Source organism: Streptomyces sp. NPDC059861, assembly GCF_042731435.1.
Lineage (GTDB): Bacteria > Actinomycetota > Actinomycetes > Streptomycetales > Streptomycetaceae > Streptomyces.
Map to the genome: position 1 here is coordinate 1 of NZ_JBHWJQ010000071.1, position 14,314 is coordinate 14,314.

Here is a 14,314-nt window from a genome sequence, read left to right on the forward strand (position 1 = left end):
TCGGCGACCACCGATATATACACTCTCATTTTGGTGGGCTGCGTCTTTTGTTTATAATACACAGCCGCTACGGAACGGGTGGGCTGACCTGGTCTTCGGGTGGCCCCCCCGCTACACTGGGGGGGCACCACCAATCTCTTACGGGGACCCTAGGCCGTGCATCGAAAGTGGATCTTGGACTGTGGATGATCACGGTTCGTGGGTCGGGGAGATCTCACAGATGAGCAGTGGGCGGCGCTGGAACCGCTGTTAGCGAAGGGCGTCAGGGCAGGGCGGCCGCCCCTCTGGCCGCGGATGCAGTTGATCGACGGCATACGGTTCCGGGTCCGGACCGGCGTTCCGTGGTGGGGACCTCCCCGTCGCGTACGGACCGTGCAACCGGGTCTTCTACCTGTTCCGCAGATGGCAGCGGAACGGCACCTGGCAGCGAATCCTCACCCGGCTCCAGTCCCTGGCTGACGCGAAGGGTGCGATCACGTGGGCCTTGAGCGTCGACTCCACAGTGTGCCGCGCCCATCAGCATGCGGCCGGAGCCCGCAAGCAGGGCGACCTGCAGAAGGAACCACCGGGCGGCATCTTCACCGAGCCCCGTGATCACGGGCTGGGAAGGTCGCGCGACGGGTTCACCACCAAACTCCACTGGCCGTCGAGCAGGGCCAGAAGCCCATGCCGATCATGATCACGGCAGGGCCACGCGGGGACTCGCCGCAGTTCGAACCCGTGCTGGAAAAGGTCCGCGTACCCCGCATCGGGCCGGGCCGGCCACGCGTCCGCCCCGATCGGGTCCGCGCGGACGAGGCGTACGCCTCCCGTCAAAACCGCGCCTACCTGGGCCGCCGCGGGAGCCGCTGCACCATCCCCGACAAGCCCGACCAGGCGCGCAACCGCCAAAAGCTCGGCTCCCGCGGCGGCCGGCCGCCGCATTTCGACCCGACCGACTACCGCCAGCGCCATGCGGTCGAGTACGGGATCAACGGCCCGTCGCTGCACAGGACAGCAGCGGCCAGCTGGAACAACGCGTCCGAACGAGCGGTCAGGGGCAGGAGTAGAACTCGCCCCGGAAGCGTGACAGTTGCGTCAACGTCTCTCGCCGGGCGTCGTGGTGCAGCAACCTCATCCTCACGGCCTTCGTGCTGAATGTACGTGTTCCTTGGTCGGCGCACATGTTCAGACGAAGGCCGCCTCCGTGTACGGCAGTTGCGGAACCGGGTGATCAAGTTCGACGAGCCATTCGACACCGGACGTTAAAGATCAAGCTAGTCGGACACGACCGACACGGCCCGTCCGCACGGCTGTACGTTTCACCTTCGGCGCGTGTTCACCGCGTCGGAACCACTTCAGTGAACGGTGATCCAGATGAACGGCTCCGCCGGGCCCCTTGCCCCAAGCAGCGCCGGCGGCGCCGCGCCGACCTTCCGGCTGGGAGTGGTGCAGACCCGCCGCGCCACTGCTGGGCGGCGGTCTGGTGGGCACCGTGCTGGCGTACGTGCTCGTGGCGGCCGCTGGTGGGCGCATGACGGCGGTGGAGCTGCGGACATTGGTCTCGGCAGCCATGCTCGCGAGCGTGGTCGTTCCAGTCCTGTCCCCTCACTACCGTGTCGAGCTCAGCGACAACTTCCTCGTCCTTCGCGGGGGCAGGCGCCGCGATATCGCGTGGCGGGACATCATCGGCCTGGAGGTCCGGAAGACCGCTGGGGTCCGGACGGTGGTCGTGCACGTGTCGGATGGACGTCGGATACCGCTGCGCGCTCCAATGTCCCTTGTGGACCGCCGCTTCGACGACAAGGCCCAGGTCTTCATGGACTGGTGGACCGCTCGCCGGGGTGGCCCCCGACGGCGTGTAACGGCCGAATCGGGGCGGAATACCCCTTTGGCAATGACCGCAGTCAGGCGAAGGCGGCGACGCGACATGGCGCTGGAAGGAAGAAGACAGAGAAAGCAGCAGCGGCAGCGCAGTGAAGACGTTCGAGGGTGACCGGGCCGGGTGCCTTCAGCCTCTCAATGGAAAACATGCAGTTCTCAGGGAACTCCCGCGGAGCAGCCAGCGTCTCAAGTGATCATGAGGGAACGCGTTGAAGCACTGAGTGGTACTGGGGTGGCCCTGGCTGGTGGATTCGTAGGGCTGCTGGGATGGGCCAGGGATGCCGAACTCCGGGCGCGCGCCGGATTCGAAGCAGGACCGGACTGGAGCGTGCTGTACGCGGAGCTTCCGCTGACCGTCCTCGTCGGAGTGGTTGCCGCTTTGTCAGCGTGGTCGCTGCCTCGGCGATGGATGATCGGGCCGCCCGTTGCCGGGTACGCGGGCCGCACCGCGCTTGTCGCCGTAGTGCTGGTCGGATTCTGGCTGGCTGTCCAGGGCTGGTACGCGGCACTGCCCGAGTCAGTGCCGGACCGCAAGCCCTAACGGGCTGTGCATGGAGTAGGGGCCTTTGAATGCAGGAAGGCCCCTACTCCCCGCAACGTTCGCAGGGAGTACGGGCAGCTGCGGCTCCTCGACCGCTGGATCGCCGATGAGGAACGACGCGAGGCAGAGCGGCGCCGGGGAGAGGAGAGGCGACCGGCACCGCCGGACTGGCTGGTCCAGTACTGCCTCAACCACACGAACCTGGACGCCGTGCATACGGGCGACTGGTGGGCAGCAGCCCAGAGCGGACCGTGCAGACCGGCGACCCGGCAGCAGGCGCTCGACGCCCTGCGCCAGGAGGTTCCGGCTTGCATCCACTGCCGACCCGACACAGCCCTCGGCATCCTCGACTGAAAAGGCCCCGGCCAGTGTGCCGGCTGGGCTCGCCGGTGGGGGTGACACAACCTTTCTGCGCTGCCCGCGTTGGGCAGGGCACGGCGACGCGTACAGGACGTCAACCCCCGGGGACGCGTACGCCGGGGAGAGGACCGGAGGCGTGCCCGGCTCCGGGCCCCTCCCGCTACCCGCCTGTCAGCCGCGCCCAATCCCTGGCGATCGCCATCAAGCTCGCCAGGGAACCCACTCGCTCAGGTGATCGCCTCCCGTGCGGCGAACCGTCTGGCAGGCGCCGTCGTCTCGCCGGGTATGGAGCCGTTTAACGAAACGCACATGGCACGACGCGACCGCGCTGGACGGCGAGCTGATCGTGTGGGAGTCCGGGCGAGTGGCGTTCGAGCGCCTGCAAGGCCGCCTGCAAGCACGCGTCGCCAGTGCAGCCCGGCTCGCCCGCGGCTGGCCGGCACACTTCGTCGCCTTCGACCTGCTGCGCCTGAAAGGCACGGACACCACCCGGTGGGCCTACCGGCGGCGCATGGCCGCCCTGGAGAAATTGTTCCCCCGGCATGAGCTGACGGCGCCGTGCGCTGTGCCCCTCGACCACCGATGCAACCACCGTCCGCGACTGGCTCACCTGGACGGCCACCGGCGTGGAAGGGGTTGTCTTCAAGCGGCTCGACAGCGTGTACGAGCCCTCGGTGCGCGGATGGCGCAAGTACAAAGTGCGCGAGACACAGGAAGCGATAGTAGGCGCGGCCACCGGAGCACCCAGGACACCCAGAACGCTGCTGCTGGGCCGCTACGCACCGAGCAACGCCTTCAGTACACCGATCGAAGCCGAGCACCGGATGCCCGGGCAACGCGGGTTCCAACACCGCCGCCGACCCATTGAAGCCATGCAGCTGACCCTGTCCCTGCTGCCGAAGCGGCTCCGGCGGGGACGGCAGACCTTGATCCGTACCGACTCCGGCGGCGGCACCCATGAGTGTGTCGCCGGCTTCCACGGTCCGCGGCCAGTTTCCTCGGGTGAAGGCCACCTCATGAAGACCCAGCTCGGGCCTGTTCCCGTTTGATCATTGCCTTCACGGCCGGCGCCCTCATGCTCGCCCTTGGCTTCGTCGATCGCTACCGCCGCGCCGTCAACGCCTACCAGCAGTAACTCGCCAGAAAGCACCGATGGCCCGAGGACGCCAGGCGCCGCCAGACACTCAAAGCCGTCTCCTCCCGGTTGCTGTCCACGTGCTGCGCCCGCCTCGCAGCCGGTCACAGGCTCCATGACGACCGGACGGATGTCGGCCCAGGCTGCGGCGTTGTCACAGGACAGAAAACCACCCGGTCAATTGTCCAGTAAGGGGACGACTGAGCCTTTTGCCCTTTTGGCCCATCGCAAGCTATCCGAGGACGAAACAGCTCGATGCCCAAGACCACGATCAGTACTGACCGAGTGACATTCGGTAGGCAGATACAGACGTCTGACATATCCGACACGGCGTTCGCGCTGCTCGACGAGCAGGGGACGGTGGTCGCGTGGACGCAGGCCGCCGAGCACCTTGTCGGCTACTGCGCCGGAGAGGTGGTCGGCCGGTCCGCCGTACTCGTCCTGCCACGCTTCGGGGCAGCGCCGACAATGGCGGCGTACGTCGAGCAGTGCCGGGCCCGGAACGGCTGGTCGGGGGTGTCGGCGGTGCGCCATCGGGACGGCCGCAGGCTCGACGTCGGCTTGAGAATCTCGTTGGTGCGGGGGCAGGGCGGAGCAGTGCGGTGGCTTGTGTCCGCCACTGATATCGGCGTGCCGTCCGGGGACGCGGTGAACGCATTGGTGCAGGGGTCGATTCTTGACCGCGCGCCGATCGGTGTCGTCATGCGTGACCTGCAGCTGCGTTGCACCTGGATGAACGACGCGATGGAGAGCCACGACGGCATCTTCCGAGACCAGCGGCTCGGATGTCGAGTCACCGACGCGTGGTCCGGTGTTGAGGCCGAAACGATCGAGGCGGTGATGCGGCAAGTGCTCCAGAGCGGTAGCACCAAGGTTCACGAATACCGGACGTGGCTGCCGACGAGGCTGGGTGAGGAGCGCCCCTGCGCTGTTTCAATCTCCTGTCTCCAGGGCGCCGACGGCCGAGCGCTGGGCGTGTGCATGATCAGCGCCGATCTCACTGAGAGCCGACTGGAGCGCGAGCGTCTGGCGATTCTCGGTGCGGCAGGCACACGCCTGGGCAGGACCCTGGATGTCACGCAGATCGGTCAGGAACTGGCCGAACTTGCCGTGCCCCTGTTCGCCGACTTTGTCACCGTGGACCTGGAGCAGTCGGTCCTGTTCGGCGAGGGGTCCCCGATCCGCGCCGGCACCGTGGGCGAGCGCCTCCCCGTGCTCCGACGCGCCGGCCTGGCCTCCATCGTCCAAGGAATCCCGGAATCCCTGTGGCTGCACGGTGAGCCGGTGCCCATGGGACCCGCCTCGCCCTACGCCGAGGTCCTGCGCACCGGCAGGTCCTGCCTGGAGTCACTCCTGGACGCCGCTCCGGGCTCATGGATCGACCAGGACCCGGCGCGGGCGCAGAAGATCCATGAGCACGGCATGCACTCCGTGATGGTCGCCCCCATCCGCGCGCGGCGTGCGCTGCTGGGTGTGGCCGTGTTCGTGCGCACCGAGAATCCAATGCCGTTCCATGAGGAGGATATGCTCCTGGCCGAAGAGTTCCTCAGGCGCGCCACGGTGTCGTTGGACAATGCTCGCCAGTACCGCCGCGAGCAGACCGCGGCCCTCGCGCTCCAACGGTGTCTGCTGCCGCGCCGTCTGCGTGGCGGTGCGGCGGTCGAGGCGGCCTCGCACTATCTGCCCGCCGACATCGACAGGGGCGTCGGGGGCGACTGGTTCGATGTGATCCCGCTGTCCGGTGCCCGCGTGGCACTCGTGGTCGGCGATGTGGTCGGACACGGCATCAACGCCGCCGCCGCGATGGGAAGGCTCCGCGCCGGGGTCCACGCGCTTTCCGGCCTGGAGCTCGCCCCCGACGAACTGCTGGCGCACGTCGATGAAGCGGTCCAGCGAGAGGCCGAGGGAGACGACGATCCGGAGCAGGGCACCGCGCCGGTGGGCGCCACCCTTCTATATGCCGTCTACGACCCGGTCACCCGCCGGTGCACTATGGCCGCGGCCGGGCATCCCCCGCCCGCGATCGTCGACCCCCACGGCCAGGTCACCTTCCCCGACCTTCCCACCGGAGCCCCCCTCGGCATCGGGCTGGGAGTCCTCTTCGAGGCCATGGAGCTGGAACTGCCCGAGGGAACCCTCCTCGCTCTCTACACCGACGACATGATCGAGACCCGTGACCAGGACATCGAGCACGGCATGCACCGCCTGGGCACCGACCTCGCACAACCGGATCTGCCCCTGGAAGAGCTCTGCACCCGCGCGATGGAGCCCGTCCAGGATCAGGAGGCCTGCGACGACGCCAGCCTGCTCCTCGTCCGCACCCGCGCACTCGCCCCAGCCCAGGTCACCACCTGGGCCCTGCCCCATGATGAGACCGCCGCCCGCCGCGCCCGGAACCTGGCCGCCGGCCAGCTGGCCGAATGGGACATGGAAGCTCTTGAGGACTCCACGAAGTCGATCATCAGCGAACTGGTCACCAACGCCGTCCGCCACAGCACCGGCCCGATCGACCTGCGCCTGATCCACCACCAGGTCCTGACCATCGAAGTATCCGACACCGACCCCCGCTCCCCGCGGACGCGCAGCGCACGCACCATGGACGAGAACGGCCGCGGCCTCGCCCTGGTCGCCCAGCTCTCCCACAGATGGGGCTCCCGCCCGGCGCCAGGCCGCAAGGTCGTATGGGCCGAAGCAAACTTGCCTGATCAATCCGGCCCTCAATCGTCCATGCCGCGAGTTGGGCGCTGAGCGGTTCGGCGAGCGGGGTCAGCGCTCAGGCGGTTGGGTGTTCTGTCTGTCGATGAACTCTTTGGTCTTCCCCTGGGCCATATCGACCTTGCTGGCGCCCGGGTGTTGGGCGAAGGGGTCACCTGGCCTCTCGGCGGTGCCGCTGGCCGTGTCCGAGTGGCCGACCAGCATGCCCTTCAGCTTGTCGATGATCGACATGGCTGTCCTCCTCTGAAGGCGGATTGGCAGGGGCCCTCCACCTTGATCGTGGACACCTCCACACTGGATCTTGAGTCCAGGAGAGGAGTCCCAGGTGGGGACCTACAAGTACCCGGCGGAGTTCCGGGTTGATGCCGTCGAGCTGGTGCGCTCGTCGGGTCGTCCGGTCTCGCAGATTGCGGCCGAGCTCGGGGTTAATCACGAGACGCTGCGGCAGTGGGTGAAGACCGCGGAGAAGACGGCTCGTCCCGAGGCGGTGGCCGAGTCGGCGAAGGACGCCGAGATTGCCGCACTGCGCAAGCAGGTCCGCGAGCTGGAGTTGGAACGCGACATCCTGCGCCGGGCAGCCAAGTATTCTGCGGGAGAGACCAGCTGGTGAGCCGCTTCCAGTTCGTCGCCGACCACCGTGACGCCGTCGGCGTGAAGCGGCTGTGCACCGTTTTGAACCTGTCGAGGTCCGGGTTCTATCGCTGGTTGAAAGCCGCGCCGACCAGGGCTGCGAAGAAGGCCGCCGACACGGCCCTCACCCGGCAAATACGCACGATCCATGCCTCGTCCGGGAAGACGTACGGGTCCAAGCGGATCACCGCCGAACTCCGTGAGAGCGGTCTGCTCGTCAATCGCAAGCGCATCGAGCGGCTGATGCGTCAACACGCCATTGCAGGGCGGAGGTTGCGGAGAAGACATCGCACGACGATCCCGGATCCGGACCGTCAGGCGGTGCCCGATCTGCTGCAGCGGAACTTCACCGCCGCCGCCCCCGACACCGTCTGGATCGGCGATATCACCTACCTGCCGATCGCCGGCGAGCGGTTCCTCTACCTGGCCACGGTCATCGACGTGCACTCGCGGCGCCTGCTGGGCTGGTCGATCGCCGACCACATGCGCGCCCAGCTCGTCACCGATGCCCTGGACGCGGCCGTCCGCACCCGCGGCGGCCGGGTGAACGGCGTGATCTTCCACAGCGATCACGGAGCCCAGCTAAATCCTGCCCGGCCGGCGCGGCTGGCCCACCGCACGAGCCGCCCGCCTCGCAGTGTTCCACTGGCTTGGCTACTACAACCACCGGCGCAGGCACTCGGCGATCGGCTACCTCGCTCCGGTCGTCTTCGAACAGAGATCAACTACGCTGGCCATAGCTGCGTGACAACCCGTGTCCACGATCAGGGTGGAAGCCCCGTTGGGCTTGTTGGCGAACAGCGCGCACGTGTCGATGTGCTCCGGCGAGCGGATGCTCCCTTGGTCAACGGCGCTACGCAGGACGGACTGTGCGCGGGTCGTTCAAGCCGACGGCGAGTGCTTGGGCGTAGGCGATGCGGAAGTCGAGACGTCGAGGATCGAGGCGGAACCCGGGCCTGCTCGAGTAGGTCAGAGCCGAGCCCTCACCGGTGCCAGACCACCGAATGGATCTAGGCTTCCCGTGGCTGTCTCGCGGTCCCTCCACCAGCCAGAAGCAGACGACGATTACGAGCCAGAGCGGCACCCACAGGGGGGACAGGCCGACCGACAAAGTCCAGCCATACCAGGTGCCGACCTTCCCGACGAATCTCTCTCCGGATGTGACCTGAAGCGTCCACCGGCCCCGTCGTGGCCACGGAAGGAGACGCCCGGGCCGGAAGCTGATCCGAGCAGTCTGCGCGCCTTCCGGCGAGTAGACCTCGAATTCGCGTGTCGGGGTTGAGGCCGTCTCGGCGCGGAGGGTGAGACAACCGAGCGGTGCGCCGTCGAGACCGTTGTACATCCAGATGGCCGACTCGTGACCGTGCTTCTCATAGCGCAGGGCTTCCGCCAGCGGCGCACCGCTGCCGCGGGCGAAGCGCAAACTGCGGAGCTCCCACCGGTCGCTGACACCCGGGCGCGGCCTGCCGAAGTCAGGTTTCAACGCGTACGTCACGAACGAATAGGGGACAGCCGGAGACGAGGGGTGCGTGTTCGGCGAGGGCATGGCGCGCTGGGGATCAGTGTTCATCATCATCCCAAGTCGTTCATGGTGCTCATGGCCCGCTCGAGGGTGCCACCAGCCTCTTGAAGCTGTTCGACGCCGTAGAACCAGGACTCCTGGAACTCCTCACAGGCCTTCTCCAAGTCTCCGAAACCAAACCCCCCCGGTTTGGTTTGGTAGTAGCTGGCCACGGTTGAGATACATCCCCCTGTGATGGCTGTTCGGCATGTTCCCGACACACTGTAGCGGTCGTGTGTGGCTGTCTATGGGCGAGTTGAGAGAGCCCGAACATTGAGGGTCTGCAAAGTCAATGGGGGTCGGCCGCCCCTCGGCATCCAGCCGTGCCTGCGCCAACGGGCAGCCTGTCTCGTCAGCGCCGAGGTCCCCACAGGCAGACGGTCGCGCTTGTGCCCACCCCCCTGGCCGTATCCCCATCAAGTCGCCCCCGGAGCACCGCAGTCGCGTCCCCTCACCCACCGGACACCGCAAGGGCCTGTATCGGCCGGCGGCGAGAGCGGCTTGGGGCGCCGCGCGGCGGGCAGGTGGTCCAAGCGCTCCTGCAACGGCACCGGCTGCGGTGCGGTGGCCGACTGACCCCAGCTCACTGCCCGCTGCTGTTGACGCTCGTATTGTTCGTCGCGTTGACGGCGGCGTTCGTCGTCACGCTGCTGCCAGGCGTCGGCGTCGTGGAGATTGGCCAGGGCGCCGTCCAGGGCTTCCCACTGGCCGTGTCCGCAGCGCCACCGCACCGCCGCTCGCGGACGTTCAGTTCGTTGCGGTGTTGGACGCGAGCCTGGCGGTCGAGAGCGGTTGGCTCGCTACCATGGCCCGATGGCCGGGACGAGTAAGCCAACCGACACGCCAGCGCTTCGCGTGCTGGCCCGCGCCGCCCGCGCGAACCTCGGCGAGTTCGAGCAGCGGGTGCGCCGCCGCCCCGGCCTCGGCGGGGCCGCGGCGTGTCTGGTGATCCTCGTCGTCGTCATGAACTTCCTGGTCAACGGGCCGGAGAACGTCTGGGGTCGCGGCGTTGTGGTGGTCGGCCTGCTGATCAGCATCACATGGAGTTATGTCTGGTTTCAGCGCATGCGTGGTGGGCTCTACCTGTTCTCGGAGGGTTTCGTCGACGCCGCCGGCAGACGCGTGGTCAGCGTGGCGTGGTCGGAAATCCGGTCGATAGAGGGCGAGAAGACGCAGTTCGCCATTGGCTCGCTTCCGGCGGGCAGCGCTTTCGCCTACGAGGTGGCGTTCACGGCGCGGGTGACCGGCCGCGAAGCTGTGTGGAGGTTCAACACCACGTACAGCGACGTAGGTGAGCTCGCCAGACTGATCTCCCGGCGTTCCGGTGTCCCGGTGACCGGCCTCACCGACCCGTACCAGCTGTGAAGTGGCGTCGGGCAAGCAATATTTTGCGATGACAGATCGGCCAGCATTGAGCCCCCGAACGATCCGACTCATACGCCTCGCCAGCTGCGACGTGTCCGGTGACAGCAAGCCTGCCTCGCCCCTCGCCGATGACAAGTAGCGTGCAGATCCAGTGACAACTGCTCTGCCACGCCTGGCACAAAGACGCCGATCCGCGCCCCTTACCGGTGACATCTATCGTGCTTCGGCTCATCCGGCGACTGATCGCGGACTCCGTCACGGCGCGTGAGCTCGAGAGGGTGCGGCAAGTCTTCGGCCCAGCTACGGGCGTAGGTCACGACGGGGAGTCCGCCAGCGTGACAGCCGCTGCTGCGGGTCGCCAGTGCGGGCACCGAACGCCCCGCTGGAACCCCGGGGATTGGTGCCTGGGCTGGTTTTGCCGCTGCGGTGCCCTCGATACGGCGCCAGGAGAAGCGATCCTGGCATCCGCCGGGGCAGAGCCCGAGGGCCGGCACACACCGAACTGATCCACTCCTCCAACGCCCTGGCGCAGGGCGAAGTCCAGCACGGGAGACCGCGGGCGGAGCATCCGGGCTCTGATTTGATCTGCGCTTCTCATGCGCAGGTAGGACGGCCACAACGTTCAGATCTCGGCTCTCTCACGCCTCATCAGGCGCTAGAGTTTTCCTCACCGCGTGACAAATGGTGTGTTTCAACGGCGTGTTGACGGCTGCCCACCGCCTGCCCGTGCCGTACAGCAAGGGAGCATTGTGCGACTCGTCGAACTCAGCTACCGCTACCGAGGCAACAGCATCCCAACACCATGGCCGGAGCTCTGACCGAACCGATCCTGACGGCATGATCTCGTGGAGAGCCCGGTGCGGTGAAAGTCGCACGCCGGGTTCGGGCGGGCGGGTCCGGGAAACGGTCCTGGAGTGATCCAGGAACCGCGCCCGGACCCGACCCAACAACCTCGGCGAAGCCGTCGAAAAGACCGTCTCCGCCCACCACGCCTGCGTCCGGACCGCGTTCGAGAACACCGTACTGGCCGCCCCAGCAACGAGTGACGACACCTGGCAGACGCCACCGCCGCCGGCATCGGCTGCCGGGATGCTCGACGTCTGCGGACGAGAGCGCCGCGTGGTGACCCGGACCAGGGAACGCTACACAGCGGTGCCACAGCTCCTGGACAGCGGCAGCACGCTGGAGGCCATCTGCCGGACACTACAGCTGGACCGGTCCACCATCCTGGACGAATACACGCCGTACCTCCACCAGCGGTGGAACGAGGGCTGTCACAACAGTGCCCAGCTCCACCAGGAGATTGCCGCCCTGGGCGTCGCCGGAAGCATCCAGACCGTCCAGCGTTACCTCCGCCCGTTCAAGGCCGCCATCGCCGCGCCACCCGCGCACTACGTCCGCGCCGCCGCCAGCCTCGCGTTCGGCAGGTTGGTGCGCCGACTCGAGACCGACTTCAGGGCCCAGTGCGAGTTCGAACAGGACACACAAAACTCGGAAAAGGAAAAGCGGCCGTCCGGGATCGGCCGGCCGCCTTTCAGAACGCGCTCATCGGGTGGACGAGGACTCCAGCCTGTCGTCGTGGCAGTTGCGCGGCGCGGTCACCGGGTTGCAGCGGACCGGCTCGTTGCCGGGCAGCTCGGCGACGAAGTCGCTGTTGTAGCGGGCGGCCATGCCTACGCTCGGGAAGTCCGTCGTGATCATCTGCGCGCCGCTGGCCAGAGCGGTCTGGACACGGCTGAACTCGTTGTTGATGACCGTCTTCAGCGGCTCGTCCGAGCGGGTGCGGACGAAGTAGCCCCGCTCGACCAGGTCGCGGATGGTCGCCTCGTTGGCGCCGCGCGGGTCGTTCACCATCGTGATCGCCGCATCCGCGTCGCCGGGGTTGCCGCGGGTGAAGGCCGCGCGGCCCTGCAGGTTGGGGTGTCCGTCGAGGTACATGTCACGGATGGCGCCGGGGCCGCCGTTGTCGAAGAAGAACATCACCTTGCCGCGTGCCCAGTCCAGGGTCGGCCAGCCGTTCTTCAGGATCGACTGCTCCAGCGTCAGGCCGGGGCGGCTCAGGTCGTCAGCGGTGATCAGCTGCGACTCGGAGAAGACCGAACGGATCTCCTTGTCGAGGTCGTCGAGCAGCTTGCCGCTCCACGCCGGGCTGACCGCGCCGCCGAGCTTCTCCCAGCGGTCGTCGGTCTGCTTGAGCTCCAGCTGCAGGATGATCGGCGCGTGCTGCGGGTTGGCCTTCGACCAGGTGTTCACCTGCTGCATGCAGACCACGAGGGTGCGGCAGGTCGAGTTGTAGTCCTGGTCGGCGACATGGACGACCTTCATGCCGGGTGCGGCCATGGCCGGGTCGTCGATCGGGCCGAGACCGGCCCGCTTGCGGGCCAGCGGGTGCTGGTACAGGCCGCCGTCGGGGTCGGGCAGCAGGTCGAACTCGAGCGCGCGCACGTTCTGCCGGCCCAGCAGATCCGAGACGGACGCGTGCGAGTAGAAACCCCACGACGGATAACCAGGGTCGATCTTGATCGACTCGGCCAGCTCGACGCCCTGCATCTCCCGGTGGTAGGCGTTGTGGGCGCCCATGAACTGGATCTCGTTCATCCGGACCTTGCCGGAGTGCGCGGTGGCGCTCGCGGCGTCCGGGTTCGGCTGCTGCGCCGAGACGGCACTCGGCACGACGGCGCTCGTGAAGACCGTCGTCAACGCGGCGGCAAGTATGACGCCAAGGCGGGCACGAGTAATCATCAGTCCTCCATAAGTGACAACCCTCGCAACCTAGAGATCAGTTGTGTCCTGACAGTGCCTTCCACTCTCCGCAAGATCACCGGCAAAATGAATCCTGCCTGAACAGGCCACACGTCTGCGCCCCGCTCGAGAACCCCCGCCAGCATGGTGACCGGCGACACCGCCATGGTGTGAAAGGCCGGCGAACCGCACTCGCTTCGCTCTCAAGCCCCGTCCTCGGGGAAGAAAGCATCCCCGATCGCAATCAGTTCGGCCTGCTCAGTTCGCATCCCACGCGCCCGCGCCGATGCCGTCCACCGCCTGAGCGACAACATCGACCGCTACAAAGCCCGCGCCCATAGCCGCAACGGCCCATGAGAACAGCGCTGCCCGCCCAGGCTGCGGCGCAGCAGACAGGCGCGGCACGCAACAAGCAGACCACTGCTTCCGGGCGAGGAGCCGGAAAACCCGGCCAACAAATCAGACCCGACGACTGTTCGGCATGGGTCTCGGCGACGTGTCGCAGCCCCTATGTCACAGGCGGGCAGCCGGTCCGCGCCCGAGCAGCAGGCCGGCCGCAGGTGCGGGGAAGAGCGAGCGCAGCTGCCAGCGGCGGTGCCCGGCGCTCAGCCACGTAGGCTTCACGCAGACGATGACGAGCGAGAGCTCGAGGCCTCACTGCTCACCGTGCGCGGCCCGTCAGGGATGCCGGGGCCTTTCGTGGCGCGCAGCATGACGATGGCCACGGGAACGATTGGGACGCGGCGTCCTCGCCACAGCCCTCCTCCTCGGCACGACCGCCGCCCTCTGGTGGACCGCACGCACCACCTGGCGCGCCCTCCGCCGAGCCACCCGCCACCCGACCTGGGCCCGCCGACCACTCGTCGCCCGACGCATCGCCCGCCGTACCCGACCCGACTACGAGGAAGCCGCATGAAACTCACCTGCCTCGCCTGCCCTGCCGCCCGCGGCGTCGGCCAGTACCTGTGCCGCTCCTGCTGGGCCCAGCTCACCCCCAGCACACAGCGCCGCCTCAACAAGCGCGACGCCAAGGCATTCGAGAGGGTGCGGTCCCTGTCCCGGCAGCTTCAGTCGGGCGTGCCCTTGGCCGAAGTGAGCGTGGCTGCATGACCGCCTACGGACTCGGGATCGGCATCGTCTGCGCCCCGTTCATCTCCGCCGCCCTCCTCGGACTCCACCGAGCCGGCCGCGCCCTCCTCACCAGGAAGAGCCCGCGATGAGACACGCGGTCGCAGCCCTCGCCATCACCTCGACCGCCAGCCTCGCCGCGACCCTGTACGCCGTCCTCGGACCCGCCCCCTGGCTAGTGTGCTGCGCCAGAAATCCTTAGGGTTAGTTCTGCTCTGTTTGCTGGCCGGTGGTTCCGACCTTGGTGAGGTAGTCGGCGAGGGAGTTGAGGATC

Annotated in this window: 8 protein-coding genes and 4 pseudogenes; 8 read left to right on the plus strand and 4 right to left on the minus strand. The window is 67.5% G+C overall.

The genetic code is table 11. The features are described from left to right. Positions 1-198: 198 nt before the first annotated feature. Positions 199-459 carry a transposase gene (locus tag ACFV6X_RS34940; RefSeq protein WP_385390412.1) on the plus strand — a complete coding sequence of 87 codons (261 nt, stop codon included), beginning with the start codon at positions 199-201 and terminating at the stop codon, positions 457-459. 512 nt (positions 460-971) lie between these two features. On the opposite strand, the pseudogene ACFV6X_RS34945 reads toward ACFV6X_RS34940, so the two are convergent. Further along, positions 972-1,117 (minus strand): annotated as a pseudogene (locus ACFV6X_RS34945) (transposase); the annotation flags it as partial. A 1,293-nt stretch (positions 1,118-2,410) separates the two neighbouring features. On the opposite strand from ACFV6X_RS34945, the gene ACFV6X_RS34950 reads away from it, so the two are divergent. From ACFV6X_RS34950 to ACFV6X_RS34965, 4 genes and pseudogenes are all read left to right on the plus strand, one after another. Further along, entirely contained in the window at positions 2,411-2,758 is a 348-nt protein-coding gene (locus tag ACFV6X_RS34950; protein ID WP_385390414.1) for a DUF6233 domain-containing protein, read from the plus strand. Between the two features lie 370 nt (positions 2,759-3,128). Further along, positions 3,129-3,245, plus strand: a pseudogene (locus ACFV6X_RS34955) (ATP-dependent DNA ligase); the annotation flags it as partial. A 347-nt stretch (positions 3,246-3,592) separates the two neighbouring features. Further along, positions 3,593-3,735, plus strand: a pseudogene (locus ACFV6X_RS34960) (IS1380 family transposase); the annotation flags it as partial. Between the two features lie 449 nt (positions 3,736-4,184). After that, positions 4,185-6,647, plus strand: a complete 2,463-nt coding sequence (locus ACFV6X_RS34965) for a SpoIIE family protein phosphatase (RefSeq protein WP_385390415.1) — start codon at positions 4,185-4,187, stop codon at positions 6,645-6,647. 18 nt (positions 6,648-6,665) lie between these two features. Here ACFV6X_RS34965 and ACFV6X_RS34970 read toward each other — a convergent pair whose 3' ends face one another. Next, positions 6,666-6,845 carry an antitoxin gene (locus tag ACFV6X_RS34970; RefSeq protein ID WP_385390416.1) on the minus strand — a complete coding sequence of 60 codons (180 nt, stop codon included), beginning with the start codon at positions 6,843-6,845 and terminating at the stop codon, positions 6,666-6,668. Positions 6,846-6,939: 94 nt separating this feature from the next. Between ACFV6X_RS34970 and ACFV6X_RS34975 the strand changes: the two are divergent. Beyond that, a pseudogene (locus tag ACFV6X_RS34975) lies at positions 6,940-7,992 on the plus strand (IS3 family transposase). A gap of 824 nt (positions 7,993-8,816) precedes the next feature. On the opposite strand, the gene ACFV6X_RS34980 reads toward ACFV6X_RS34975, so the two are convergent. After that, the gene (locus ACFV6X_RS34980; RefSeq protein WP_385390417.1) at positions 8,817-8,978 is read right to left on the minus strand and encodes a hypothetical protein; all 162 of its coding nucleotides are present in this window, start codon (positions 8,976-8,978) and stop codon (positions 8,817-8,819) included. Between the two features lie 640 nt (positions 8,979-9,618). On the opposite strand from ACFV6X_RS34980, the gene ACFV6X_RS34985 reads away from it, so the two are divergent. Then, positions 9,619-10,170, plus strand: a complete 552-nt coding sequence (locus ACFV6X_RS34985) for a hypothetical protein (protein WP_385390419.1) — start codon at positions 9,619-9,621, stop codon at positions 10,168-10,170. Between the two features lie 1,545 nt (positions 10,171-11,715). Here ACFV6X_RS34985 and ACFV6X_RS34990 read toward each other — a convergent pair. Then, the gene (locus tag ACFV6X_RS34990; RefSeq protein WP_385390420.1) at positions 11,716-12,912 is read right to left on the minus strand and encodes a Ca2+-dependent phosphoinositide-specific phospholipase C; all 1,197 of its coding nucleotides are present in this window, start codon (positions 12,910-12,912) and stop codon (positions 11,716-11,718) included. Positions 12,913-13,824: 912 nt separating this feature from the next. Here ACFV6X_RS34990 and ACFV6X_RS34995 point away from each other — a divergent pair. Next, a complete protein-coding gene (locus ACFV6X_RS34995; RefSeq protein ID WP_385390422.1) occupies positions 13,825-14,022 on the plus strand; it encodes a hypothetical protein in 198 nt (65 codons plus the stop codon). Positions 14,023-14,314: the final 292 nt, after the last annotated feature.

Bases quoted from the DNA above. Each gene is read 5' to 3' on its own strand.
- ACFV6X_RS34995 (WP_385390422.1), top strand. From the start codon at position 13,825: ATGAAACTCACCTGCCTCGCCTGCCCTGCCGCCCGCGGCGTCGGCCAG.
- ACFV6X_RS34990 (WP_385390420.1), bottom strand. From the start codon at position 12,912: ATGATTACTCGTGCCCGCCTTGGCGTCATACTTGCCGCCGCGTTGACG.
- ACFV6X_RS34985 (WP_385390419.1), top strand. From the start codon at position 9,619: ATGGCCGGGACGAGTAAGCCAACCGACACGCCAGCGCTTCGCGTGCTG.
- ACFV6X_RS34970 (WP_385390416.1), bottom strand. From the start codon at position 6,845: ATGTCGATCATCGACAAGCTGAAGGGCATGCTGGTCGGCCACTCGGAC.